At 70.6% G+C, this 23,137-nt stretch carries 24 protein-coding genes; 9 read left to right on the forward strand and 15 right to left on the reverse strand.

Going from position 1 to position 23,137, the window contains the following annotated elements; genetic code table 11:
- Positions 1-40: 40 nt before the first annotated feature.
- From ACWGDX_RS12180 to ACWGDX_RS12205, 6 genes are all read right to left on the reverse strand, one after another.
- Entirely contained in the window at positions 41-901 is an 861-nt protein-coding gene (locus ACWGDX_RS12180; RefSeq protein ID WP_453624726.1) for an ABC transporter permease, read from the reverse strand.
- Positions 861-1,808, reverse strand: a complete 948-nt coding sequence (locus ACWGDX_RS12185) for an ABC transporter ATP-binding protein (protein ID WP_453624728.1) — start codon at positions 1,806-1,808, stop codon at positions 861-863. The genes ACWGDX_RS12180 and ACWGDX_RS12185 overlap by 41 nt, the downstream gene beginning before the upstream one ends.
- The gene (locus tag ACWGDX_RS12190) at positions 1,805-2,260 is read right to left on the reverse strand and encodes a MarR family winged helix-turn-helix transcriptional regulator (RefSeq protein ID WP_453624730.1); all 456 of its coding nucleotides are present in this window, start codon (positions 2,258-2,260) and stop codon (positions 1,805-1,807) included. The genes ACWGDX_RS12185 and ACWGDX_RS12190 overlap by 4 nt, the downstream gene beginning before the upstream one ends.
- A gap of 193 nt (positions 2,261-2,453) precedes the next feature.
- Entirely contained in the window at positions 2,454-4,154 is a 1,701-nt protein-coding gene (locus tag ACWGDX_RS12195; RefSeq protein WP_453624732.1) for an acyl-CoA mutase large subunit family protein, read from the reverse strand.
- A gap of 83 nt (positions 4,155-4,237) precedes the next feature.
- On the reverse strand, positions 4,238-4,564 hold the full coding sequence (locus ACWGDX_RS12200) for a DUF3817 domain-containing protein (RefSeq protein ID WP_453624734.1): 327 nt from the start codon (positions 4,562-4,564) through the stop codon (positions 4,238-4,240).
- A gap of 137 nt (positions 4,565-4,701) precedes the next feature.
- Complete coding sequence (locus ACWGDX_RS12205) at positions 4,702-5,208, reverse strand: MarR family winged helix-turn-helix transcriptional regulator (protein ID WP_363082253.1); 507 nt, start codon at positions 5,206-5,208, stop codon at positions 4,702-4,704.
- 248 nt (positions 5,209-5,456) lie between these two features.
- Here ACWGDX_RS12205 and ACWGDX_RS12210 point away from each other — a divergent pair, with 248 nt between their 5' ends.
- Complete coding sequence (locus ACWGDX_RS12210) at positions 5,457-6,527, forward strand: glycoside hydrolase family 6 protein (protein ID WP_453624736.1); 1,071 nt, start codon at positions 5,457-5,459, stop codon at positions 6,525-6,527.
- A gap of 195 nt (positions 6,528-6,722) precedes the next feature.
- Here ACWGDX_RS12210 and ACWGDX_RS12215 read toward each other — a convergent pair whose 3' ends face one another.
- The 4 genes from ACWGDX_RS12215 to ACWGDX_RS12230 form a co-directional block, all read right to left on the reverse strand.
- Entirely contained in the window at positions 6,723-8,729 is a 2,007-nt protein-coding gene (locus ACWGDX_RS12215; protein WP_453624738.1) for a galactose oxidase-like domain-containing protein, read from the reverse strand.
- Positions 8,730-8,732: 3 nt separating this feature from the next.
- Complete coding sequence (locus tag ACWGDX_RS12220) at positions 8,733-10,556, reverse strand: glycosyltransferase family 2 protein (protein WP_453624740.1); 1,824 nt, start codon at positions 10,554-10,556, stop codon at positions 8,733-8,735.
- Positions 10,557-10,936: 380 nt separating this feature from the next.
- Positions 10,937-11,230, reverse strand: coding sequence for an MTH1187 family thiamine-binding protein (locus tag ACWGDX_RS12225; protein WP_363082257.1), 294 nt, complete (start codon positions 11,228-11,230; stop codon positions 10,937-10,939).
- Entirely contained in the window at positions 11,227-11,571 is a 345-nt protein-coding gene (locus tag ACWGDX_RS12230; RefSeq protein WP_363082258.1) for a DUF3817 domain-containing protein, read from the reverse strand. The genes ACWGDX_RS12225 and ACWGDX_RS12230 overlap by 4 nt, the downstream gene beginning before the upstream one ends.
- A 172-nt stretch (positions 11,572-11,743) precedes the next feature.
- Here ACWGDX_RS12230 and ACWGDX_RS12235 point away from each other — a divergent pair, with 172 nt between their 5' ends.
- The 4 genes from ACWGDX_RS12235 to ACWGDX_RS12250 all read left to right on the forward strand — a co-directional run bounded on the left by ACWGDX_RS12235 (position 11,744) and on the right by ACWGDX_RS12250 (position 14,432).
- A complete protein-coding gene (locus tag ACWGDX_RS12235; RefSeq protein ID WP_093599889.1) occupies positions 11,744-12,382 on the forward strand; it encodes an AIM24 family protein in 639 nt (212 codons plus the stop codon).
- Positions 12,382-13,032 carry an AIM24 family protein gene (locus ACWGDX_RS12240; protein ID WP_453624743.1) on the forward strand — a complete coding sequence of 217 codons (651 nt, stop codon included), beginning with the start codon at positions 12,382-12,384 and terminating at the stop codon, positions 13,030-13,032. The genes ACWGDX_RS12235 and ACWGDX_RS12240 overlap by 1 nt, the downstream gene beginning before the upstream one ends.
- Positions 13,029-13,823: an AIM24 family protein gene (locus ACWGDX_RS12245; RefSeq protein WP_453624745.1), complete on the forward strand. Its 795-nt coding sequence runs from the start codon at positions 13,029-13,031 to the stop codon at positions 13,821-13,823. The genes ACWGDX_RS12240 and ACWGDX_RS12245 overlap by 4 nt, the downstream gene beginning before the upstream one ends.
- Positions 13,824-13,955: 132 nt before the next feature.
- Entirely contained in the window at positions 13,956-14,432 is a 477-nt protein-coding gene (locus tag ACWGDX_RS12250; protein WP_453624747.1) for a MarR family winged helix-turn-helix transcriptional regulator, read from the forward strand.
- A gap of 82 nt (positions 14,433-14,514) precedes the next feature.
- Here ACWGDX_RS12250 and ACWGDX_RS12255 read toward each other — a convergent pair whose 3' ends face one another.
- Both ACWGDX_RS12255 and ACWGDX_RS12260 read right to left on the reverse strand, forming a co-directional pair.
- Positions 14,515-15,066, reverse strand: coding sequence for a GNAT family N-acetyltransferase (locus tag ACWGDX_RS12255; protein ID WP_453624749.1), 552 nt, complete (start codon positions 15,064-15,066; stop codon positions 14,515-14,517).
- Positions 15,063-16,334 (reverse strand): XRE family transcriptional regulator, encoded by a 1,272-nt coding sequence (locus ACWGDX_RS12260; RefSeq protein ID WP_453624751.1) that lies wholly within the window; start codon positions 16,332-16,334, stop codon positions 15,063-15,065. Before ACWGDX_RS12260 ends, ACWGDX_RS12255 begins: the two co-directional genes overlap by 4 nt.
- A 181-nt stretch (positions 16,335-16,515) precedes the next feature.
- Here ACWGDX_RS12260 and ACWGDX_RS12265 point away from each other — a divergent pair, with 181 nt between their 5' ends.
- The 3 genes from ACWGDX_RS12265 to ACWGDX_RS12275 all read left to right on the forward strand — a co-directional run bounded on the left by ACWGDX_RS12265 (position 16,516) and on the right by ACWGDX_RS12275 (position 18,646).
- On the forward strand, positions 16,516-17,637 hold the full coding sequence (locus ACWGDX_RS12265) for a radical SAM protein (RefSeq protein WP_453624753.1): 1,122 nt from the start codon (positions 16,516-16,518) through the stop codon (positions 17,635-17,637).
- Positions 17,634-17,765, forward strand: a complete 132-nt coding sequence (locus ACWGDX_RS12270; protein ID WP_365905674.1) for a hypothetical protein — start codon at positions 17,634-17,636, stop codon at positions 17,763-17,765. The genes ACWGDX_RS12265 and ACWGDX_RS12270 overlap by 4 nt, the downstream gene beginning before the upstream one ends.
- An 83-nt stretch (positions 17,766-17,848) precedes the next feature.
- A complete protein-coding gene (locus ACWGDX_RS12275; RefSeq protein WP_453624755.1) occupies positions 17,849-18,646 on the forward strand; it encodes an aminoglycoside phosphotransferase in 798 nt (265 codons plus the stop codon).
- A gap of 102 nt (positions 18,647-18,748) precedes the next feature.
- On the opposite strand, the gene ACWGDX_RS12280 is transcribed toward ACWGDX_RS12275, so the two are convergent.
- Positions 18,749-20,308 carry an ATP-binding protein gene (locus ACWGDX_RS12280; RefSeq protein WP_453624757.1) on the reverse strand — a complete coding sequence of 520 codons (1,560 nt, stop codon included), beginning with the start codon at positions 20,306-20,308 and terminating at the stop codon, positions 18,749-18,751.
- On the reverse strand, positions 20,305-20,967 hold the full coding sequence (locus tag ACWGDX_RS12285) for a response regulator transcription factor (RefSeq protein WP_453624759.1): 663 nt from the start codon (positions 20,965-20,967) through the stop codon (positions 20,305-20,307). The genes ACWGDX_RS12280 and ACWGDX_RS12285 overlap by 4 nt, the downstream gene beginning before the upstream one ends.
- 114 nt (positions 20,968-21,081) lie before the next feature.
- On the opposite strand from ACWGDX_RS12285, the gene ACWGDX_RS12290 reads away from it, so the two are divergent.
- Positions 21,082-21,828 carry a PepSY domain-containing protein gene (locus ACWGDX_RS12290; protein ID WP_453624761.1) on the forward strand — a complete coding sequence of 249 codons (747 nt, stop codon included), beginning with the start codon at positions 21,082-21,084 and terminating at the stop codon, positions 21,826-21,828.
- Here ACWGDX_RS12290 and ACWGDX_RS12295 read toward each other — a convergent pair.
- Positions 21,816-23,048, reverse strand: a complete 1,233-nt coding sequence (locus ACWGDX_RS12295; protein WP_453624763.1) for an MFS transporter — start codon at positions 23,046-23,048, stop codon at positions 21,816-21,818. The two genes, ACWGDX_RS12290 and ACWGDX_RS12295, sit on opposite strands and share 13 nt — an antisense overlap.
- Positions 23,049-23,137: the final 89 nt, after the last annotated feature.

A 23,137-nucleotide genomic window follows, 5' to 3' on the forward strand; every position in this document is an offset into this window, starting at 1 on the left:
TCACCGCAGGGCCCTGACGGCCCATGTGCAGCCGCCCGCCCTACCGCGCCAGTCGGCCCAGCAGGGACGAGGCGGCCGTGATGCCCACGACCGCCGCGAACGCCAGCACGGCGTAGTCCAGCAGCAGATGGGACGGCGTACCGAGCAGCAGCCCGCGCAGGGCGTCCACCTGATAGCTCAGTGGATTGATCTTGCTGATCACCTGGAGCCAGCCGGGCATGATCGCCACCGGATAGAGCGCGTTCGACGCGAAGAACAGCGGCATGGTGATGGCCTGGCCGATACCCATCAGCCGGTCGCGGGTCAGCACGATTCCCGCGATCGTCATCGACAGGCACGAGAAGAAGGCCGAGCCGAGGACCACCGCGACCGCGACCCCCAGCAGCTTCAGCGGGTTCCAGGTCAGCCCCACCCCGAGGGCCGCCGCGATGACGATCACCACGACTGCCTGGATCAGCGCCTTCACCCCGGAGGCGAACGCCTTGCCGCTGATCAGGGCCGCTCTCGGGGTCGGGGTGACCAGGAGCTTGGTCAGAATGCCCGCGTCCCGCTCCCAGATGATCATGATCCCGTAGAAGATCGCGATGAACATCGCGGACTGGGCGATGATGCCCGGCGCGAGAAAGTCGATGTACGGGATGCCACCGGTCGGGATGGCCCTGATCCGGGTGAAGGTCTCACCGAAGATCAGCAGCCACAGCGCGGGCTGTACGGCCCGGGTGTACAGCTCGGTACGGTCGTGGCGCAGCTTCTGGAGCTCGACCACGCACATCGCCATGACCCTGGCGGGCAGCACCCGCCAGCCGGTACGGGCGCGTGGCGGCTTGAGCAGCAGATCGAGCCGGCGGGGGTCGAGGGTCTCAGCCGACCCGGGACGCTGTACGGCGTGTGTTCCTGACATCGCGGAAGTCGCCTCCTTCCTCGTCCAGGCCCCGGCCCGCCACCTCGCGGAAGACCTCCTCCAGCGTCGGCATGGCGTCCTGCTCCGCCGAACCGCCGTTCCCCGAACCGCCCTTCGCCGACTCGCCCGTGGCCGAACCGCCCTTCGGCGAACCGCCGGAGACCTTGCGGCTCTCGCGCAGCTCGGTCCTCAGCTCCTCGGGGGTGCCGAGGGCGTGGATACGGCCTCGGTGCATCAGCCCGACGCGGTCGCAGTACTGCTCGGCCTCGTCCATGTAGTGCGTGGTCACCAGCACGGTCATGCCCGTGGCGTGCCGTACGGCGTTGATGTGCTCCCAGACGCTGGTACGGGCGATCGGGTCGAGACCGATCGTCGGCTCGTCCAGCATCAGCAGCCGGGGCGCGCTGACCAGCGCCTGCGCGAGTTCGAGGCGGCGGATCATGCCGCCGGAGTAGGTCTTGGCCAGGCGGTCGGCGGCGCTCGTCAGATCGACGGCCTCCAGCGCCTGCGCGACCCGTTCGGCGCGCTCGCGGCGCGGGACGTCGAAGACCCGGGCGAAGAGCGTCACGTTCTCGCGGCCGGTCAGCGCGGCGTCGGCGGAGAGCTGCTGCGGTACGTAGCCCAGCAGCCGCCGTACGGCCATCTTCTCCTTGGCCGCGTCGTGCCCGAACACCCGCACCATGCCGGCGGGGACGGGCAGCAGCGTGGTGATACAGCGGATCGCGGTCGTCTTGCCCGCGCCGTTGGGCCCGAGCAGTCCGAAGACCTCGCCCGCGCGGACGGAGAGGTCGAGGTCGGAGACCGCCTTGGTGTCACCGAAGGAGTAGTCCAGCCCCCGGCAGCTCACGGCCTCGGTATCGGTGCCGGTGCCCGCCGTACCGGTGGTGCTCGCGGCTCTGTCCGTCATACGCCCTCCACTTCCTCGTGCAGGTTCTGGGCGAGCTTGCGCAGCGCCGGAAGGGCCGCCGCCAGGGCCGCGCGCTCCTCGTCCGTCAGCCGGGCCACCTGCTCGCGCACCAGCTCGGAGCGGCGCGCCTCCCAGTCGGTCACGCGCGAGGTGGCCGCCTGGGTGGGCAGCAGCAGCGCGGACCGGCGGTCCGACGGATCGGTCTCACGACGCAGATATCCGGCCCGGCTGAGCTGATTGACCAGGGTGGAGACCGAGTTCCCGGCGAGAAACAGCTCCTTCGCCGCCGCCGACACCCGGATCCCCGGCCGTGCCGCGACCAGCCGCAGCAGCTCGACCTGCGCGCCGCGCAGCCGCGGGGCCGTCATCCCTTCGCGCAGCCGCCGGCGGACCATGCGCTGGACTCCCGCCAGTACATCGGCGAGCGAGTCAGGGAACTCGGCTGAGGTCATACCATCACTTTAGCTCTCACTGAGAGCTATCTGCCAGACGGTGGACCCGGGAAACGTCGTGAGGAAGACGCCGACGGCCGCCCCCGCACCGGGAACGGCCGTCCGCCGTCGTCGTTCTCTGCCGCCTGTCGTCGTTCTCTGTTCCCTGCCGTCTCCCTGCCGTCCGTTCGAGAGAGCTCGGAATCGAGAGGGCTCAGAAGCCGGGCGGCTCCGTGTACGTCCCCCACTCGTCCCGCAGCACACCGCAGATCTCGCCGAGGGTGGCCTCCGCCCGTACCGCCTCCAGCATCGGGGCGATCATGTTCGAGCCGTCGCGGGCCGCGGCCAGCATCGCCGCCAGGGCCGTACGCACCCGGGCGTCGTCGCGGGCCCCCTTGCGCTCCGCGAGCACCTTCACCTGCTCGCGCTCCACCTCATGGCTGACCCGCAGGATCTCCAGATCGCCGGTGACCGAGCCATGGTGCACATTGACGCCGACGACCCGCTTGTCGCCCTTCTCCAGCGAGCGCTGGTACTGGAACGCCGACTCGGCGATCTCACCCGTGAACCAGCCGTCCTCTATCCCGCGCAGAATGCCGGAGGTGACAGGGCCGATCGGGTGACGCCCGTCCGGGTGGGCCCGCAGTCCGCGCTCCTTGATCCGGTCGAAGATCTTCTCGGCGTCGGCCTCGATACGGTCGGTGAGCTGCTCCACGTACCAGGAGCCGCCGAGCGGGTCGGCCACATTGGCCACACCCGTCTCCTCCATCAGCACCTGCTGGGTGCGCAGCGCGATCTCCGCGGCCTGTTCGCTCGGCAGGGCGAGCGTCTCGTCCAGCGCGTTGGTGTGCAGGGAGTTCGTACCGCCGAGAACGGCCGACAGCGCCTCCACCGCCGTCCGCACGACGTTGTTGTACGGCTGCTGCGCGGTCAGCGAGACCCCCGCCGTCTGGGTGTGGAAGCGGAGCCACTGCGCCTTGTCGGTCCTCGCTCCGTACACCTCCTTCATCCAGCGCGCCCAGATCCGCCGGGCCGCGCGGAACTTCGCGATCTCCTCGAAGAAGTCGAGATGCGCGTCGAAGAAGAAGGAGAGTCCGGGGGCGAAGGTGTCCACGTCCAGCCCCCGGCTGAGCCCCAGCTCCACATAGCCGAAGCCGTCGGCGAGGGTGTACGCCAGCTCCTGCGCGGCCGTCGCGCCCGCCTCACGGATGTGATAGCCGGAGACGGAGAGGGGCTTGTACGCGGGGATGGAGCGGGCGCAGTGCTCCATCAGATCGCCGATCAGCCGCAGATGCGGCTCGGGCTGGAAGAGCCACTCCTTCTGGGCGATGTACTCCTTGAAGATGTCGGTCTGGAGCGTGCCGTTGAGCACGGCCGGGTCGACGCCCTGGCGCTCCGCCGCGACGAGGTACATGCAGAAGACCGGGACCGCCGGCCCGCTGATCGTCATCGACGTGGTGACCTCACCGAGCGGGATGTCACCGAAGAGGATCTCCATGTCGGCGGCCGAGTCGATGGCGACACCGCAGTGGCCGACCTCGCCGAGCGCGCGCGGGTCGTCGGAGTCCCGGCCCATGAGCGTCGGCATGTCGAAGGCGACGGAGAGCCCGCCGCCGCCGGCGGCCAGGATCATCTTGTACCGCTCGTTGGTCTGCAGGGCGTTGCCGAAGCCGGCGAACTGGCGGATGGTCCATGTCCGGCCGCGGTAGCCGGTCGGGTGGAGTCCCCGGGTGAAGGGGTACTCGCCGGGCCAGCCGATCCGCTCGAATCCCGCGTAGGTGTCGCCGGGCCGGGGCCCGTAGACCGGCTCCACCGGGTCACCGGAGAGCGTCGTGAAGTCCGCGTCGCGCTTGCGGGCCTTGTCGTAGCGGGCCTGCCAGCGCTGGCGGCCCTCGTCGATCGCGTCGGCGTCCATGCTCTCAAATTTACTAGGACGTCCAAGTAAATGTCGATGGGAGCCGCCCACGCGATCCTCCGCGCGGGCGGGGAGGCCGGGCGTCAGGCCTTGACGAGGGCGGGATCACTCTCCGCGAGCTGTGCCCTGACCTCGCGGGTGATCCTCGGCTCGACGAAGAAGGACGCCACGGGAATGCAGCCGGCCGCGAGCACCCAGAGCAGCTTGCCGAACGGCCACTTCATCTTGGAGCCCAGATCGAAGGCGAAGACCACGTACACGATGAAGAGCACACCGTGGATCTGGGAGATGAGCATCGTGTCGCCGGTGTCGAACCCGTACTTCAGGACGATCGCGACGGTGAAGACCAGCAGCCATACGGCGGTGACATACGCCATCACCCGGTAGCGGGAGAGCACGCTTTGTTTCATGGCGACGAGCGTAACGGGGCGCGATCGGGGATCTTCGGGCGGCCCGTACGCGTGGGCCCGTGCGCATGGGCCCGTACGCCGAGGCCCTGTCGGGGGTCGGCCTTCGCGGGCCCGTACCGCGCCCGGCCGCCGCTCCCCTACTCCTCGAAGTCCTGCGCCGCCACCCGCAGCGGGCGCAGCATCGCGAAGATCTCCGCGCACTCCTCGGCGTCGTACGCCCCGAGCCCGAACTCCATCTCCATCAGATCGCGGGTGGCGGCCTCCACCACCTCGCGGCCCTTCTCCGTGATGGAGGCGAGCGTGCCGCGGCCGTCGTTGGGATTGGGCCGCTTGTCGACCAGCCCGGAGGTCACCAGCCGGTCCACGGTGTTGGTGACCGAGGTCGGATGGACCATGAGCCGCTCACCGATCTTGGACATCGGCAGCTCGCCCTCCTTGGAGAAGGTGAGCAGCACCAGCGCCTCGTACCGCGCGAAGGTCAGTCCGTACGGCTTGACCACGGCGTCGACCCCGGCGAGCAGGATCTGGTGCGCGCGCATGATCGAGGTGATGGCGCCCATGGCGGGAACGGGACCCCAGCGCCGCTGCCAGTGCTCGTCGGCGCGGGCGATGGGATCGAACGGGAGGTTGAGCGGCTTCGGCACGGCACCGACCTTACCCACTGGTCATATAGCGGTCAGCCCCGTCTCGCCCTTCGGTCGGACCGGTCCGGCCGGGGCTCCGGCCGAGGGGACCCCGCGGTGTCGCAGCCCGGCAGCGATGTGCCGTTATGTCACGATAGGCCATCCTTGTCCCAGCCGGTCATCGCGTCATCACCCGGCAGTCACCACATCGCAGTCACCACATCCCAGCCACCACTCCCCGGTGGTCAGCCGTCGTCCGAGGGGGCTGTATGCCCGGCCGCAGACCGCACCGTTCGTACTCACTCACCGCCGCGTTCAGCGCCGCCGTCACGACCGTTCTGGCACTGACGGCCGCCGCCTGTTCCTCGTCCTCCTCCGAATCCCGGCGGACCTCCGCCGATGAGCGGACCGCCTCGGCCACCGAGAGCGAGGCGGCCAGGGGCGAGGCCGCCGCCACGGCCGGTGCGCCCTTCTGGATCGACCCGGAGAGCGACGCGGCACGCCAGGTCAGGCAGTGGGAGAAGGACGGCCGCACGGACGACGCGAAGGCCCTGAAGCGGATCTCGGAGCGCGCGGTGGCGGAGTGGCCGGCCGGGGACAACCCCGTACCGGAGATCAGCAGGGCCGTACGGGGCGCCGCCGCCGGCGGGCGGACGGCGGTCTTCGTCGCGTACAACATCCCCCACCGCGACTGCGGCATGTACTCGGCGGGCGGCGCCCCCGACGCGGCGTACTACCGGGAGTGGATCAGCGCCTTCGCCGAGGCCATCGGAGACGCCCCCGCCATCGTGATCCTGGAGCCGGACGCCGTGCCGCATCTCGCGGACGGCTGCACCCCGGCCCAGTACCACGACGAGCGGTACGAGCTGCTCGCCCAGGCGATCGGCCGGCTCAAGCGCCAGCCGAAGACCAAGGTCTATCTGGACGCCGGCAACCCGGCCTGGATCTCCGACCCGGCGAGGCTCGCCGAACCGCTCAAACGGGCCGGGGTCGAATCGGCCGACGGCTTCTCGCTCAATGTGTCCAACTTCCAGACGAACGACACGGTCAAGGCGTTCGGCACCCGCCTCTCCGGGCTGCTGGGCGACGCCCACTTCACCGTCGACACCAGCAGGAACGGCGTCGGACCGCTGTCGGGCGACCGGAACGAGGCCTGGTGCAACCCGCCGGGCCGCGCCCTCGGCACCCCGCCGACCACCAACACCGGCAACGAACTCCTCGACGCGTACCTCTGGATCAAGCGCCCCGGCGAATCCGACGGCCCCTGCCGCGGCGGCCCGACCGCCGGCACCTGGTGGCCCGACTACGCCCTGGGCCTGGCCCGCAAGGCCAAGGCCTGAGCCCCCCTTCCTTGGGGCTCGGTTCGCCTCCGGGGCGCTTCATGCCGGTGCCGACGGTCGACCGTGCTCAGCCGCTCGTTCCGCACGGCCTGCGCGCGTTCTCCCTTTCGGCACCGGCGCGCCCCTTCGGCTCACTCGCCGCGTCCGTGCCGGACCGGCGCCTCTCCCGCGCGCACCCCAGGAGTGAGGCCGGGGTCACTCCACCAGGAGCCACTTCGCCTCGGACGGGGTGCCCTCGGTGTCGGTGACGAAGAGCATGTACCAGCCCGGGGGGACCAGGGTGGGGTCCTTGGGGACCTCCACCGTGACCGTGTTCCTGGTCCTGGTCAGGCCCAGTTCGACCGAGCGCTGTTCGACGTCCGTCGTGTGGGTCACCGCGCTGGGGCGCATCAGACGGGCCTTGGCTATACGGTCCGGCTTCGCCGTCCGGAAGGTCGCCCGGCCGTCGCGGTCCGTGTGGCGCGGGCCCTCGCCGAGGGCAGGGCGGTTCGCGGCGGAGGCGCGGTCGCCCTGGAGATAGGGCGGGGTGTAGATCTCCACGCGCTGCTCGAAGGTGCCGAGTTTGGTGTTGTCGGCGTCGTCGAAGAGCGGGTCGGAGCCGAAGGTGACCACCCGGCCGTCCGGCAGCAGCAGCGCCTCCGAGTGGTAGTTGCGGCCCACCGTGGGGTCGGCCGCGCGCCGGAAGGAGTTGGTCGCCGGGTCGTAGAACTGCGCCTTGAGGATGTCGCTGGCGCTGCGCCCGCGGTAGTCCGAGGAACCGCCGGTGGTGAACACCGAGTCGTCGGGCAGCAGCACACTGCTCAGATAGCGCGTGCCCTGCGGCAGCCGGGGCCCCTCCTGGAACGTCGGGCTCTCCTTGTTCAGGTCGATGATCGCCGTACGCGGGGTGGACTTGGCCGACTCGCCCACGCCCCCGCCGCCGAGGAGCATCACCCGCTGGTCCTGGACCGGCGCCAGCATCAGCGACGCCGAGGTCTCGGTCTGGTCGCCGTCGGTGAGTCCGTCGACCGGTGTGAAGGCGTTGTTCCTGGGATCCCACAGGCCCGGCTGCCGGCCCTTGTCGGCGGGCCCGTACCCCGCGTTGGACCCCGAGTAGAAGAGCTTCCCGCCCTTGGTGAGAAAGAGCGCGGGGTAGGTCGGGAAGTACCGCTCGGGGCCCTTGGACCACTTCTTGGTCTTCGGGTCGTACACCTCGTTGTACCCGGTGAGCACCGCGCCGACATCGTCCAGGCCCGAGACGGCGAGCACCCTGCCGTCGTCCAGACCGACCAGCGTGGGGTACCAGCGGGCCTCCTTCATCGGGTCCACGGGGAGGTACTTCTCGGCCGTGGGGTCGAACTCGTACGCCGACCTGATGCCCTGGAAGTCCTGCTTCTCCGTGGTGAGTTTCTGCGCCAGACCGTAGAGGTTGTCCGCGTCCTTGCCCTTGAGACCGACGATCTCGTACTGCGCGGCCTGGGTGGTGAGCGCCTGCGGGCCCTCCTTGACCGCCTCCACGAAGACCCGTGCCTCACCGGCCGTGACCTTGGTCTTCCAGGGCAGCATCCGGTCGCCCTTCCCGTATCCGACCTGGAGCTGCTTCTTCGCCTTCGGCACGGTGACATCGGTCGTGCTGACGTACTCGACGCCCGAGGGCGAGCGGAAGCGGGTGCCCTTCCTGAACGTGTAGGAGCGGTCCGGGTTCTCGTTCTTGACCCGCATACCGCCGCCCGCCCTGCGTGTCTCGCCGTCGAGCACCTCGTAGCGCGCGGTGCCGCCCGCCACCAGGAGCCGTCCGTCGGGGAGCTGGGCGTGGCCCGCGCAGAAGAAGTCCTCCGGGGTGGGGATCTTCTTGAAGCTGTTGTCGGCCGGGTTCCAGAGGATGGTGTCGAACGACCCCTCGTCGAACTTCTTCTGGCTGTTGCCCGAGCCGGCGACGATCAGCACCTTGCCGGTGTGCAGGAGGGCCGCGTGGATCGCGTTCGTACGGAACTCCGCGGGTACGCCGAGACTCGCCCAGGAGCCGTACTGCCGCTTGTAGCCGGGCTGCGCGATCTTGTAGGCGTGGTACTTCTCCTGGGCGAAGGTGAAGGCCGCGGGGGCGTTGAGCCCCACGAGCACGACCAGCGCTCCGCCGCCCAGCAGTGTCTTCCGGAACTTCTTCGACGGTGTGAACCTCTTCGACGGTCCGTACCCGGACGGTCCGTACCCGTAGGAGTCCATGACTCAGTTCCCTCCGGTCGTCGTCGCGAACGCGGGCTCCGGCTCCTCACCCGGCTCAGGGGCGGTTACGGTGACGGCCGTGCCGCCGGCGGCCCGGCGCTCCGCGGCCTCGCGCCAGGTGGTCCAGGCCCAGATGCCGACCGGTGCGAGGGCGATGGCCAGGGCCAGCAGGGCCCAGGTGCGCATCGCCGCGTGGGTGTGGTCCAGGAACACCGACGCGATCAGGGAGACGACCAGGACACCCGCCCAGAAGAGATGGAGCCGGAAGGTCATCAGTCGGTCGGGGCTGGCCCGGCCGCCCTTGGGGGTGACGACGAAGCCGCCCCGGGTGCGCAGTACGGCCGAGCCGAGCGATCGGAGATAGACGGGCGCGGAGAGCGCCGACATCGCCATCCCGGCCAGTCCGCCCGAGCCCTCGGGCTCATGGGGCGAGACATTGTGCCGGCGGTTCCAGAGGTAGAGGCCGATCTGGAGGGCGGCGGCGTCACTGTAGAGCATCAGCAGCACCGAGGAGGAGACCTGGGTGCCGGAGGCGCCGAGCCAGAGGAAGAGAACGCAGCTCAGGATGCCCAGGAGCCAGTTGACCGCGGTCATCGGGTAGTAGACGAGCATCAGCGTGTAGCTGAGCAGCCGGCCCCGGGGCATCTGGAAGGGTGCCTTCCAGTACTGCGTGAAGAGCGTCTCGTACGTGCCCCGGGACCAGCGGAGCTGCTGGGTGAAGAAGTCGGTCCAGGAGGCGGGGCCCTCGCCGACGGCGAGGACGTCGGGGGTGTAGACGGAGCGCCAGAACCGGCCGGTACGGGGGTTGAGCCTGCGGTGCAGTTCGAAGCCGGTGGCCATGTCCTCGGTGATCGAGTCGTACAGCCCGCCGATCTGCTTGACCGCCGCGATCCGGACGACATTGTTGGTGCCGACGAACATCGGGGCGTCGTAGCGGTTGCCGGCCCGCTGGATCAGCGCGTGGAAGAGGAACTGCTGCGACTCGGCGGCCTTGGTGACCGGTGAGGTGTAGTTGCCGTACACCTGGGGACCGACGACGAAGGCGATGTCCGGATCGCGGAAGTAACCCATCATCCGCTCCAGGAAGTTGGGGAGCGGTACGTGGTCGGTGTCGACGGAGGCGAAGAAGTCGTACTCCTCGCCGTGCAGCGCGATCCAGGCGTTGTAGTTGCCGTGCTTGGTGCGTGCCTTGTGGGCGCCCTTCCCCTGATTCCACTCGGGCACCCCGTGCCGGGTGAAGTGACGGACCCCCAGCTCCGCGCAGAGAGCCCTGGCCTCGCTGTCGTCGCCCTCGTCGAGCAGCCAGACGTCGAGCGGGCCGCTGTGGCGCAGCCGTACCGCTCCTTCGAGCGTGGCCCTCGCCATGGAGAGCGGCTCCTTGCCCGGCACGTACGTGGTGAGGAACGCGACCCGGGTGCCCGCCTCGGCGGGCACGGGTATGGGGTCCCTCGCGACCAGTGTGGCATGGGCCACGGAGACCACGTTGACCAGCATGAAGAGGGAGATGAGGCCGATCGCGCCGAGCATCACGTGGTCGAAGACGACCAGCCAGCGCTCACCGCCCTCGCGCTCGGTCCGGTGCGTGGGCCAGACCAGATAGACCAGCAGCACACCCGAGAGCACCGGGGCGAGGGTCATCAGCAGGACCGCGCGTATCCGGTGCGGCTCGCGTGCGAGCAGACTGTGAAACCGCACCCGGTACGCGCCGGGCCCGTCCGGCTCCGTCAAGGGACCGGCCAGGCAGCTGTACGTGTCGTAGTCGTAGCCGTCGGACCGCACGGTGCCTCCAGCAGTTCGCGAGGTCGATATCACCACAGAACGGGACATAGACCTGCGTGTCGACCGGGGGGCGTCCGTGCGAGGGGTTTTCCGGGCGGGAGGTACCGCTTACGGCCGTGGGCGGTGGCGCGGGGGCTCGTGCGGAGCTGACACTGCGACGTTGGGCAGACAACTGCGCGCGGGGGCAAGGGCTTCCGCGAGGGCGGGGCGGGAAGCCGGGCGGAGGGCGGGGCGCGAGGGCCGGGCGGGGGGCCGGACGCGGGGGCCGGGGCTGCCGCCGTGGAGCGGCCCGTACGTGTACGACGCCGCCCGCGTACGACGGACAGCCGGGCACGCCCGGACAGCTCGTGCGGAACGGAGCGGGACGTCCGGCACGGAACCGGCCCCCGTCGTCCGCCGTGCACCCGGCGCTCGGGCCCGGGTTCGGCTCAGGAGGAGAGGTGGCGCTCCACGGTCTCGACCTTCGAGGTGAGTCCGTCCGTGACACCGGGCCTGATGTCGGCCTTGAGGACGAGCGAGACACGCGGCGCGCGCGCCTCGACGGCGGCGACCGCGCGCCTGACCACGTCCATCACCTCGTCCCACTCCCCCTCGATGGAGGTGAACATGGCATCGGTGCGGTTCGGCAGCCCGGATTCACGGACCACCCGGACGGCGTCGGCGACGTACTCACCGACGTCCTCCCCCACACCGAGGGGGGAGACGGAGAAGGCGACGATCATGCCTTCACCGTACCCTCGCGGCCGGCGCGGGAGGCGACGACCTCGTCCTCGGCCGCGCGCTTGAGCTTCCGCTCGGCGAAGAAGCCGCCGGTCGGCAGGACGGAGAGGACGAAGTAGAGGGCCGCCGTCCCGAAGGACCACTTGGTGCGGTTCCAGGCGTCCAGCCAGAAGACCACGTACAGGACGAAGAGCAGCCCGTGGACCGCGCCCATCACGGGCACGGCGTTGAAGTCCGTCGTCCGCTTGAGCACCGAGCAGACCAGCAGCAGGAGGAAGGACACGGCCTCGGGCGCGGAGACCAGACGGAGTCGGTGGAGGGAGGAGGCGGTCTTGATGTCCACGAGGCAGGCACCTTCGTCGTCGGGGGCAACACCGGGGGCGGCGCGATCTTGTGAATGCGCGCACAAGCGCGACCATTGTGGCAGCCCGCTTTTGCCCGACCGTTACCAGGGTGGGACGCGGCCGGGACGGAAAGACCTGTTCGTCCCGGCCTCGGCCCATTACCTTCGATCCGTGGCTCAGTTCCGACTGCAAGGCAGCAAGGTGCTCGCCGTGGACATGTCCGGCGACTCCGTCAAGGCGAAGAACGGCTCGATGGTCGCGTACGACGGCCAGATGGCGTTCAAGAAGATGTCCGGCGGCGGTGAGGGTCTGCGCGGGATGGTGACGCGCCGGCTCACCGGCGAACAGATGACCGTCATGGAGGTGAGGGGCCAGGGCACCTGCTACTTCGCCGACCGTGCGAGCGAGATCAACCTTGTCTCACTGCACGGCGACAAGCTCTACGTCGAGGCCAGCAATCTGCTCTGCACCGACGCCGGGCTGCGGACCGGTACGACCTTCACCGGACTGCGCGGCGGTGCGACCGGCAACGGCCTGTTCACCACCACCGTCGAGGGCATGGGCCAGGCCGCGATCATGTCGGACGGCCCGGCGGTGATCCTGCGGGTGACGCCCCAGTACCCGCTCTCGGTCGACCCCGGCGCCTATATCGCGCACCAGGGAAACCTCCAGCAGCACTTCCAGGCGGGAGTGACCTTCCGCACCCTCATGGGCGAGGGCGGGGGCGAGGCCTTCCAGATCCGCTTCGAGGGCGACGGGCTCGTGTACGTACAGCCCAGCGAGCGCAACACGATCGGGGGTGACGTCTGATGCCGTTCCGTGAGATCAACTCGAAGATGGTCGAGGCCACGGTGGTCCCCGGCCAGAAGATGTTCAGCCAGCGCGGCGCGATGCTGGCGTACCGGGGCGAGGTCAGCTTCACCCCGAACGCGCAGGGCGGCCAGGGCGGTCTGATGTCGATGATCGGCCGGCGGGTGGCCAACGAGGCGACACCGCTGATGACGGTCGAGGGCAGCGGCACGGTGCTGTTCGGTCATGGCGGCCATCACATCCAGGTCATCGGCCTCGCCGGCGACACGCTGTACGTCGAGGCGGACCGGCTGCTCGCCTTCGACGGGACGCTCCAGCAGGGCACGATGTTCATGGGCTCGCAGGGCGGGGTCATGGGCATGGTGCGCGGCCAGGTGACCGGGCAGGGCCTGTTCACCACCACGCTCAAGGGCCATGGCGCGGTCGCCGTCATGGCGCACGGCGGGGTGATCGAGGTGCCCATCACCCCGGGCAGGGCCGTCCATGTGGACCCGCAGGCGTATGTCGCGCACCACGGCGACGTACGGAACAAGCTCTCCACGGCGCTCGGCTGGCGCGACATGGTGGGACGCGGCTCGGGCGAGGCCTTCCAGCTCGAACTGAGCGGCAGCGGTGCGGTGTACGTCCAGGCGTCGGAGGAGAAGCTGTGAGCGCGCCCGTGATCTTCGACCCGATGACACTGCCGAGCGACGACAACGTCAACGCGTACACCTTCTGTGTGGAGCTCAAAGGGGGCCAGTGGTTCCTCCAGAAGGGGAAGATGATCGCCTACTACGGGCGGATCGACTTCAACGGGATCGGCCACGGGCGCTTCGAGCGGCTGCTGCGTACGAGCTTCCACTCGCCGCTGCACGCCAGTGACTGGGTGGTGGCGGAGGGCAGCGGCAAGATGCTGCTGGCGGACCGCGCCTTCGACGTCAACTCGTACGACCTGGAGAACGGCAATCTGACGATCCGCTCCGGGAATCTGCTGGCGTACCAGCCCACGCTGGCGCTCAAGCAGTCGATCGTGCCGGGCTTTCTGACCCTGATCGGTACGGGCAAGTTCGTGGCGGCGTCCAACGGTCCCGTCGTCTTCATGGAACCGCCCATCAGGGTGGATCCGCAGGCACTGGTGGGCTGGGCGGACTGCCCCTCCCCGTGCCACCACTACGACCACGGCTATATGACCGGCGTGCTGGGCGGACTGCGCTCGCTGACGGGCCTCGGGGGCACCTCGGGCGAGGAGCATCAATTCGAGTTCGTCGGAGCGGGTACGGTGCTGCTCCAGTCGACCGAGATGCTGATGCCCGAGCAGGCGACCGGCGCGGTACCGCACGAGCCCGGCGTACCGGGCGGCGGCGCGGGCGCACCCGGGCACACCGGACACTCCGGCCAGCCGGGCGCCTCGCCCCGGCTGCCGGGACAGCTCGGAGATCTCCAACGGCGCTTCGGCCTGTGAGCGGTAGTCTGCGGAGTGTGACGTCGAACGCCTGCGCCCTTCCGGACCTGCGCCGTTCCGGAAGGGCGGGGTGCGAGGCGTCACATCCGGGAGTATCCGTACAGAATTCAACTTCTTAGGTAGAATCCATATATGGAGACCGAGACCGCCACCCGCTGGCTGACCGAAGCGGAGCAGTGCGCCTGGCGCGCCCATCTCGATGTCAACAGGCTTCTCACGCACCAGTTGGAGAAGGACCTCCAGCCGTTCGGACTGACCATGAACGACTACGAGATCCTCGTGAATCTCTCGGAGTCGGCGGACCGGCGTATGCGGATGAGCGACCTCGCGGCCGCCACGCTCCAGTCCAAGAGCCGGCTCTCCCACCAGATCACGCGGATGGAAGCGGCGGAACTGGTACGCAGGGAGCACTGCGAGTCGGACCGGCGCGGCCTCTTCGCCGTACTGACCGACCGCGGCATGGAGACCATGCAGAAGGTCGCGCCGCACCATGTCGCGTCCGTACGCAAGCACTTCATCGACCTGCTGTCACCGGAGGCCCTGGCGGAGCTACGGGCTTCACTCGGCCCGGTCGCGGAACAACTCCGGGGACGGCGCGGCAAACCGTAGTTTTCGAGGGCTCGGTGCCGACGGACGTGCGCGGCCGGCTCGTCTCCTCGACGGAGACGTACAGGAGCCGCCGGGGTGAGCGCTATTCCGTCGGCGCTGGTTCACGGATCGCACGCACCATGGCCGTGAGGATTGGTCCGTCCGCCGAAGGCCGCTGCGTGCTGATCTCCCGGTAGCCCCAGCGCTCGTACAGATCCTTGACCTTGCCGTCCCCGTTCAGCGGGTTCACGAGAAGCGAGACCTGCTCCTCCGGCCGGTGGGCGAGGAGTTCGTCATGGATGCGGCGCGCGAGACCGGTACCGCGCCATGGCACCCGCAGCATGATCTCCTTGAGGGCGACTGTGGACCGCTCGGTGGTGCCTTCGGGCGGAGGCGTGGACATCCGGCGCCACCAGCGGTCATCGGGCGCGATGGCGTTGGCGTAGGCGTACCCTACGGGCTGGTCATCGTGGTAACCGATGACCGCCTCCCAGCCGGGTTCGGTGGCGTGGCGCGCGAGCCGTTCCCCGTACCGCTCCACCGAGTAGTGCGGCCGGTGGAGGCGGTCGGCGTGTACCTCGGCGTAGACCTCGATCAGCGTGTTCCTCACGGCGTCGATGTCGGTCGCGTGGCGCAGCTCAATGCCTTCACTCATCGCTGTGCGTTCCTTTGCCTGTCGTGGGTGTACTCGTCCCAGGTGCGGGTGTGGAGGCTGGACGGAGCGGTCAGGCGGAGGGCGTTGCCGAAGTCGTGCAGCATGCCGGCCACACGAGGATGCTGGCCGGTGGGTTCGGCGGGGATGGACATCGCCGTAACCACTGCGGGTTCCAAGTCCCCCTGACCTAACTGAGCCTGCGCCAGGCGGGTGGTGGTGATGGCACGGGTGCGCTGCATCTCCGGCCGCAGCAGCGCCAGGCTGCGGTGCGCGTGTGCCTCGGCGTTCTCGTAGTCGCCGAGGGACAGATACGCGGCCAGCGCCAGGTTCTCCAATTCGGCTTGGTCGTAGAAGGCCGTCATCCACACTGGCCGCAGCTCGTCGGGGTCGGCCTGCTGAAGCGCGTCCTGGGCATGCCCGAGTGCCTGGCGGACCGCTCGCGCGTCCCCGGTCAGACCGTGGATGGCTCCGTGGCGCGCGTGGCCGAGGGAGGCGAACATCGGGTCACGACGGGAGACGGGCAGGCGGCGGGCGACGTCGTTGGCGGCCAGGGCGTCCGCCGGGCGCCCCATGTGGCGGTAGAGACTTCCGGCGTGGGACCAGATGCGGAACTGGATGGTGGAGTCCCCGGACATGGCAGCCAGGCCGGCCGCCCGCTCGAAGTGGCGTTGCGCCGCGTCGAATCGACGTCCGTCGATGGCGGCCCACATGGCACTGGAGGTGAACGAGGCGGCGCAGCCGTACAGAGCGCCCCGTACCCGCCGGCTCGCGGCGCTGCGCGCCTGAAGCGCGATGGCCTCCCCCGCGAGCGCGGAGGCTTGCGTCTCGATCGTGAGCTTGCCGCCGTAGCGGTGGTCGCTGGCGATGACGAGCGCGAACTTGGAGAGCAGCCGCTGGACGTCGCTCGCGCCGACGCGCCGTTGTTCACCGTAGACCGATGCGGCGGTGGCAGCGAGGGCCGCCCCGGCGGAGGCGCTGACGAATCGGCGGCGGTGCACTGGATCCTCCGGTGGTGCCGTTCGCGAGGAGTCTCCTCGCGGAGCGAAGCCCAGTTCGTTCACCGGGCAGTTGAATACCGCCTCCAAGGCGGCGCGCTGCCGGTGATGAGGCCATCCGGTTTTTCCGGTCAGCCAGTTGCGGACCGTGCGGTCGCTGACGGTCCCTTCATATCCGGCGGCCCGCAGGTCGGCGTTCACCGCTTCGGCCAATTCCGTCTGCGTGAAGCCTGATTCCGCCATACGTGCCTTGAGGACCCGGTTCCCCTTCATCCGCTCACGGTAGCCAGGGCACCGCACTGGAAAGTACTGCTCGCCCCGGAAATTTCCGGTTGCCACCGATGCACGCCCCCGCGCTATTTCCTCATGCCCCGTGGGCGTGGGTCGTTGACTGAATCACGGCCGCGCCCGGCTCTTCACCGAATCCCGCGACAGCCACACCAGGGAGCCACCCATGCACGATTTGATCGCCGCACCCTTCCAGGACCAGTACCTCATCCTGCGGCCGGGCAGCCGGCGCGCGGTCAAGGTCGGCAGCTCCAAGTTCGCCGACCTGCACAATGCGGTGTCCTGTGGGCGGCCCGTACCGGCCTGGCTCGGGGACGTGGCGCGCCGTGCCTGGGGTGTCGACACCTCCGGCCGTCCGGCCGAGGCTGCCGTCCTCGTCCGTGAGCCCGGCCCGTACGACTTCAGCCGCGCCACGTGGGAGATCAACCTGGGCTGCGACTTCGACTGTGAGCACTGTTACCTGGGTGAGAAGCGGTTCGAGGGACTGGACTGGGACGGCAAGGCCCGGCTCCTCAGGGTGATGCGGGACGCCGGGGTGGTGTGGCTCCAGATCACCGGCGGGGAACCGCTGATCGACCCGCAGTTCCCCGCCGCCTATCAACTCGCCCATGAGCTGGGCATGCAGGTGGAGTTGCTGTCCAACGGCTCCCAACTCGCCAGGCCCCGGACGATGGAGCTGCTGACCGCGCTGCCGCCCACGAAGATGTCCCTGAGCGTCTACGGGGCGAGCGCCGAGACGTACGACGGGCTCACCCGTCGGCGGGGTGCCTTCAAGCGGTTCACGCGGGGGCTGGACGCCGCCGTGGCCGCCGGGCTGAACGTCGACCTCAGCCTGATCATCACCAACCGCAACGCCCACGAGGCCGACGCCATGCGCGCCTGGGCGGACCGGCTGGGCGTGCCGCACCGGGAATACGCCAACATCTCCCCGACCATCCACGGCGGCGCGGAGACCCTGCCGTCGCAGTCCCCGGAGCACCTGACGCACAGGGCGCCTTTCACCGGCTGCCCGGCCGGTCACACGTTCTTCCACGCCGACCCGTTCGGCCGGGCGTCCATCTGCAAGGTGGGCCGTGAGCCGAACATCGACCTTCCCACCGAGGGCGTGGCCGGGCTCGCCCGGCTGGGCTCGATCGCCGATTCCCTCATGCTTCGCACCGGAGGATGCGGCGGCTGTCAGCTCTCCGGCACCTGCCGGGTCTGCCGGCCGATGGCCAAGGTCTTCCAGGAGGCGAAGGCACCACTGCACAGCTACTGCCAACACGGAATGAAGGAGAACGCGTCATGACCGTCATGGTCGAACTCGCACCGACCCGCACCGCCGAGGACCCTGAAGAGGTCGCCCTCATCGAGGACGTGGAGACCTACACAGCCACGTCCCAGCCGGGATGCAACGACGACAACCCGTACCGCTGACACCCCTCCGCACGGGGTGACCAGACAGGCCGGGGCCGTGGTGAGCGCCATGGCCCCGCGCCGTTCCGTGGGAGGCTCCCACCATGCCGACCGACCGCCTGACCGAGGTACCCGCCGACGTGCTGGCCGCCATCGCCGATACCACTGGACCCGTGGTGAAGACCGAGCACGTGGGCTCCGGGTTCAACAGCGAGATCGCCGCCCGCGTCCACACCGGGAACGGCACCGTCTTCGTCAAGGGCCTGCGCGCCGACCACCCCCGGGTCTGGACCCAGCAGCGGGAAGCGGAGATCAATCCGCATGTCCACGGCATCGCCCCCCGTCTGCTGTGGCACCTGCGACCGGCCGGCTGGAACCTCCTCGGGTTCGAGGCCGTGGACGGCCGCCCCGCCGACTACGCCCCCGGGTCCCCGGACGTGGTGGCCGTGGTCACTCTGCTGCGCCGCCTCGGGCAAGTGCCCTGCCCGGACGTGCCGCTCAAGTCCATGCCGGACCGGATGGCCGCCTACAGCGACACCCCGGAACTGTTCGCCGGGAACCGGTTGCTGCACACCGACTGGCACAACACCAACGTCCTGGTCCACGAGGGCAGCGTGCTGCTGGTGGACTGGGCCTGGGCATCGCGGGGGGCCGGATGGATCGACCCCGCGCTGTGGGTGCTCTGGCTCATCGCCGGGGGCCACACCGCCAGCCAGGCCGAGCTTCGGGTCGCCTCGCTTCCCGCGTGGAGCGACGCGCCCAGGGAGGCCGTGGACGCGTTCGCGGAGGCCAGTGCCCGCCTGTGGCGGGAGATCGCCGGCGCCGACCCCGACCCGTGGACCGAACGAATGGAAGCGGCGGCCGGGACGTGGGCACGACACCGCGGCGGCTCCGCTCGGTAACGGCGGGCGGACGGGAGCCGAGCCGCGCGGCCACCTGCACGGCCTGCTGCTCTGCGTCGCACACCACCGGCCGTTCCGAGCGGGACGGGACCGGGGCGTTCGTCAGGCCGGGGGCAGGGTGAGTTGGAAGTGGGCGCCGTTTGTGGGGGAGTGGGCGGCCTTGAGGGTGCCGCCGTGGCGTTCGGCCACGTCTCGGGCGATGGCGAGGCCGAGTCCCGCGCCGCCGTCGTCGCGGCCGCGGGCGTCGTCGAGCCGTACGAACCGTTCGAAGATCCGCTCGCGCTCCGCCTCCGGCACCCCTGAGCCGTCGTCGGTGACCGCGAGGACCACCTGACCGTCCGCCGCGCGGTGGACGGACACCCCCACCGAACCGCGCGCGTGGCGCTGGGCGTTGTCGAGCAGATTGCCGAGCACCCGTGCCAGCTGACCGCGCGAGCCCGCCACTTCGAACCCCTGGCCGCGCGCGGACCCGCGGCCTCCCCCGACGTCCACGGTCACCGGTACACGGTCCAGGGTCCGCTGCGAGATCTCCTCGCGGACCAGCGCGCCCAGATCGAACCGGGTCCGGCCCGGCCGCTCCCCCGCGTCCAGCCGGGCCAGCAGCAGCAGATCGGCGGCGAGCCGCTGGAGCCGTACGGTGTCCGCGACCGCGCCCGGCACATCCAGCAACTCCGGGTGCGCGTCCCCCACTTCGAGCTGGGTGCGCAGGGAGGCGATGGGGCTGCGCAGTTCGTGCGAGGCGTCCGCGACAAAGCGGCGCTGCCGGTCGACGGCCGCCTCCAGCGCGGTGAGCGTCTCATTGGTCGTACGGGCCAGCCGGGCCACCTCGTCATGGGCGGCGGGCTCCGGCACCCGTCTGGACAGATCCTCGGACGCGGTGATGGCCGCCATCTCGCGCCGGATGCCCTCCACGGGCCTGAGCGCCCGCCGGGTCACCAGCCAGGTCACTCCCCCGACGACCAGCAGCAGGACGGGCAGTCCCAGCAGCATCGCCGCGGTGGCCGTGCCGACCGCGCTCTGCCGGGCGGCCAGTGACGCGCCCGCGTGCACGGTGACCGTCCGGCCCGAGCCGTCGGTCACCGCGATGGTGGCGAAGCGGTAGTCGCCCGTCCTGCCGTCGACGGTGGCGCTCCCCGAGCTGTGACCGCTGATCCCGCCGATCTCGCCGACGGCGGGATCATCGCCGCCGCGCCCGCGGCCCCCGTGGTCGTCGCCGCTGTCGTCGCCGCCGCTGTCGTCGCCGCCGCTGTCGTCGCCGTCGTCGCCTCCGCCGCCGTCGTCGTCACCCGGCTCGGCGCCCGGCGGCGGGGCAGGGCTCCGTACGACCCGTACGCCGGGCACTCCGGTGCCGCTGATCCGCTCCAGGTCCTCGCCGGCCACGAGCAGCAGGCCCTCCTCGGTGACCACCTGCACCGGATGCTCCTCGGTGTCCGGCAGGTCGAGCTCCGCGTACGAGGTCCGGGCGGGGACCTGGGACGCGATGTCGAGGGCGACATCGCGCGCCGAGGTGTCGGCCTCCTGGTCGGCCTGGTCGGTGAGGTTCGCGTACAGCGAGAGCAGGACCGCGATCCCGGCGGCCACGAGCGCGACCGCCACGACGGCGGTCGCCGCCAGGGAGGTCTTGGCCCGTACGGAGCCGAAGAGGCGTCCTCCGGCGCTCATGACGCCACCAGCCGGTAGCCCGCACCGCGCACGGTCTGGATGGCCGCCGCGCCGATCTTGCGCCGCAGGGCGCTGATGTAGACCTCGATGATGTTGGGATCGCCGTCGTAGGCGAAGTCCCAGACGTGTTCCAGGATCTCCGGTTTGCCGACCACCTCGCCCGCCCGGACCGCGAGTTGCTCCAGTACGGCGAACTCCTTCGCGGTCAGGGCCACTTCGGTCCCGTCACGGAAGACCCGGCGGGCCGCGGTGTCGACGGTGAGGCCCCCGGCCCGCAGGACGGGCGAGGCGCCGGCGGAACCGCGGCGGCGCAGCAGCGCCTTGACCCGCGCGACGAGCACGACGTACGAGAACGGCTTGGTCAGATAGTCGTCGGCGCCCGTGTCGAGCCCCTCCGCCTCGTCGTACTCGCCGTCCTTCGCGGTGAGCATCAGGATCGGTACGTCATTGCCGGCGGCGCGCAGGGCGGCGCACACCCGGTAGCCGTTCATCCCGGGCAGCATGATGTCGAGCACGACCAGGTCGTAGACGCCCTCCCCGGCCCGGTGCAGCCCTTCGAGGCCGTCGTGGACGACATCCACGGCGAAGCCCTCGGCCCGCAGTCCCCCGGCCAGCGACACCGCGAGCCGCTTCTCGTCCTCCACGATCAGCAAACGCATGCCCCCACCCTGCCAAACGGAACCTGAAGATCTCTTCAGCCCGCTTCAGGCTGCCTTCAGCCTCCCTCCTGGACATTGAGGCCGTTCGCAGACGGACCGACCGGGGAGGACCCCATGAAGCGCAATCTCGTCATCGCCGCCATCACCGCGGCGGCTCTGATCGGCGGCGGAACGTACACCGCGGTCGCCATGGGCGGCGGCGGCACGGCCGACCCGGGGACGCCGTCCGCGCCGGTGTCGCGGCCCGGGTCGCCGGACGGCTCACCGTCGTCCGACGACTCGCCCCGCCCGCGGGTGAGCCGGGCGGAACCGACGGCGGAACCGACGGCGGGAGCGACGGCGGGAGCGACGGCGGGACAGGCCGCGGACGCGGCCCTGAAGGAGGTCCCGGGCACGGTGGTCTCCGTCGAACGGGACGACGACCGCGGTGGCCGCTGGGAGGTCGATCTGCTGGGCGAGGACAACCGCCGGCACGAACTGACGGTCGGCGGCGACGGCACGGTGCGCTCCGACGACCGTCACCACGACGACGATGACGACCGCGCCGACCGGGCCGCGCTGCGGGGCGCCACGGTGGACGCCCGGCAGGCGGCGGACGCCGCGCTCGCCGCCGTACCGGGGAGCGTGACGTCCATCGAGATCGACGGCGACCGTACGGGTCACTGGGAGGTCGACGTACGCGGCGAGGACGGCCGTACCCACGAGCTGAACGTCCACGCGCGCACGGGCGAGGTCACACCGGACCGCGACGACGACCACGGTGACGACGACCACGACGGTGACGACCACGGTGACCGGCACGGTGACGACGACGGCGGCCGGCACGGTGACGACCGGGGCGACGACGGTCAGGACGGCTGACCGCCGGGGGCGTCCACCGCCCCTCCAGGGTGGTGCGGTTCGCCTCCGAGGACCCGCCGGCGGCCGTACACGGCGCACAGCAGCACCGGCAGGGCCGCGAGCCCGAAGCACAGGGCGAGCGGCAGCCGGCCCACCAGTACGCCGACGGCCGCCGTACCGCCCGACATCCCGGCGTTGACCGCCGTGTTGACCCAGGCACCGGCCCGCGTGCGGGCGCCGGGGGCGGCGGTCTCGTCCGCGATCAGATACGCGGTGGTCAGCGCGGGGGCGACGAACAGCCCCGCCACCGTGACCGCCGCGCCGAGCACGTACACGTTCGGCGCGAGTCCGGCCGCCGCCAGCGCGAGTCCGAGGGCGGCGCAGAGCAGGGAGAGCCTCGGCCTGGCGGGCAGCCGCCAGGTGACGGCGCCGTTGACGAGTCCGCCGACCGCGCTGCCGGCCGAGAGCGCGGCCAGTATCCAGGCGACCGCGCCCGGCTGATGGCGGTCCTCGGTGAAGGCGATCGCCAGCAGGTCGAGCCCGCCCAGACAGAGCCCGACCCCGGCGGCGGCCAGCACGGGCTGCCCGAGGCCGCGCGGTCCGGGGCCGGTACGGACCCGGGCACGCTTCTCGCGTTCCGCCCGGGTCCGTACCGGGAACGGCACCGGCGAGGAGACGAGCGCGAGCGTCCCCGCCAGCACCAGGACCGCGCTGAGCGCGACCCCGGCGGCGGGCTTCGCGTACACCACGAGGACACCGACGAGAAGCGGTCCCGAGACGAAGAGGAGTTCCTCCGCGACCCCGTCGAGGCTGTAGGCCCGCTGCACCATCCGCCGGTCGGGCAGCAGTTGGCTCCACAGCGTCCGCATGGTGGGCCCGAGCGGCGGGGTGCACATCCCGGCGAGCGCGGCCAGCGCCCAGAGGAGCGGACCCGGGGCGCCGGGTTCCCGGGTGACGAGGGCGAGTACGGCCAGCAGTACGGCGTACAGCCCGGCCATCGGCACCAGCGCCCGGCGAGGCCCGTACCGGTCGACGAGCGCGGCCCGCGCGGGCGAGAGCAGAACACTGGTCGCCCCGAAGAGCGCCATGGCGGTACCGGCCACCGTGAAGGACCCTGACGCGTCCTTCACCGCCAGTACGAGGGAGAGCGAGACGGTTCCGTAGGAGAGGCGCCCGACAAGCGCGGCACCGAAGGTGCGCGAGGCATGCGGGGTCCGCAGAACAGCGGCGTACGAAGACATGGGGTTCCTCGAAGAGGGCGGCGCGCAACGGGGCGCCGCGGCCGTACAGGGACGCCGGAGTGCCGCGACGGGGAACGTCGCGGACGGTA

The organism is Streptomyces sp. NPDC055025, from assembly GCF_053608565.1.

What these genes read in the sequence shown, in the direction of transcription:
- ACWGDX_RS12180 (WP_453624726.1), bottom strand. Translation starts at nt 901, where the DNA reads ATGTCAGGAACACACGCCGTACAGCGTCCCGGGTCGGCTGAGACCCTC.
- ACWGDX_RS12185 (WP_453624728.1), bottom strand. Translation starts at nt 1,808, where the DNA reads ATGACGGACAGAGCCGCGAGCACCACCGGTACGGCGGGCACCGGCACC.
- ACWGDX_RS12190 (WP_453624730.1), bottom strand. Translation starts at nt 2,260, where the DNA reads ATGACCTCAGCCGAGTTCCCTGACTCGCTCGCCGATGTACTGGCGGGA.
- ACWGDX_RS12195 (WP_453624732.1), bottom strand. Translation starts at nt 4,154, where the DNA reads ATGGACGCCGACGCGATCGACGAGGGCCGCCAGCGCTGGCAGGCCCGC.
- ACWGDX_RS12200 (WP_453624734.1), bottom strand. Translation starts at nt 4,564, where the DNA reads ATGAAACAAAGCGTGCTCTCCCGCTACCGGGTGATGGCGTATGTCACC.
- ACWGDX_RS12210 (WP_453624736.1), top strand. Translation starts at nt 5,457, where the DNA reads ATGCCCGGCCGCAGACCGCACCGTTCGTACTCACTCACCGCCGCGTTC.
- ACWGDX_RS12215 (WP_453624738.1), bottom strand. Translation starts at nt 8,729, where the DNA reads ATGGACTCCTACGGGTACGGACCGTCCGGGTACGGACCGTCGAAGAGG.
- ACWGDX_RS12220 (WP_453624740.1), bottom strand. Translation starts at nt 10,556, where the DNA reads ATGTCCCGTTCTGTGGTGATATCGACCTCGCGAACTGCTGGAGGCACC.
- ACWGDX_RS12225 (WP_363082257.1), bottom strand. Translation starts at nt 11,230, where the DNA reads ATGATCGTCGCCTTCTCCGTCTCCCCCCTCGGTGTGGGGGAGGACGTC.
- ACWGDX_RS12240 (WP_453624743.1), top strand. Translation starts at nt 12,382, where the DNA reads ATGCCGTTCCGTGAGATCAACTCGAAGATGGTCGAGGCCACGGTGGTC.
- ACWGDX_RS12250 (WP_453624747.1), top strand. Translation starts at nt 13,956, where the DNA reads ATGGAGACCGAGACCGCCACCCGCTGGCTGACCGAAGCGGAGCAGTGC.
- ACWGDX_RS12255 (WP_453624749.1), bottom strand. Translation starts at nt 15,066, where the DNA reads ATGAGTGAAGGCATTGAGCTGCGCCACGCGACCGACATCGACGCCGTG.
- ACWGDX_RS12260 (WP_453624751.1), bottom strand. Translation starts at nt 16,334, where the DNA reads ATGAAGGGGAACCGGGTCCTCAAGGCACGTATGGCGGAATCAGGCTTC.
- ACWGDX_RS12265 (WP_453624753.1), top strand. Translation starts at nt 16,516, where the DNA reads ATGCACGATTTGATCGCCGCACCCTTCCAGGACCAGTACCTCATCCTG.
- ACWGDX_RS12270 (WP_365905674.1), top strand. Translation starts at nt 17,634, where the DNA reads ATGACCGTCATGGTCGAACTCGCACCGACCCGCACCGCCGAGGACCCT.
- ACWGDX_RS12275 (WP_453624755.1), top strand. Translation starts at nt 17,849, where the DNA reads ATGCCGACCGACCGCCTGACCGAGGTACCCGCCGACGTGCTGGCCGCC.
- ACWGDX_RS12280 (WP_453624757.1), bottom strand. Translation starts at nt 20,308, where the DNA reads ATGAGCGCCGGAGGACGCCTCTTCGGCTCCGTACGGGCCAAGACCTCC.
- ACWGDX_RS12285 (WP_453624759.1), bottom strand. Translation starts at nt 20,967, where the DNA reads ATGCGTTTGCTGATCGTGGAGGACGAGAAGCGGCTCGCGGTGTCGCTG.
- ACWGDX_RS12290 (WP_453624761.1), top strand. Translation starts at nt 21,082, where the DNA reads ATGAAGCGCAATCTCGTCATCGCCGCCATCACCGCGGCGGCTCTGATC.
- ACWGDX_RS12295 (WP_453624763.1), bottom strand. Translation starts at nt 23,048, where the DNA reads ATGTCTTCGTACGCCGCTGTTCTGCGGACCCCGCATGCCTCGCGCACC.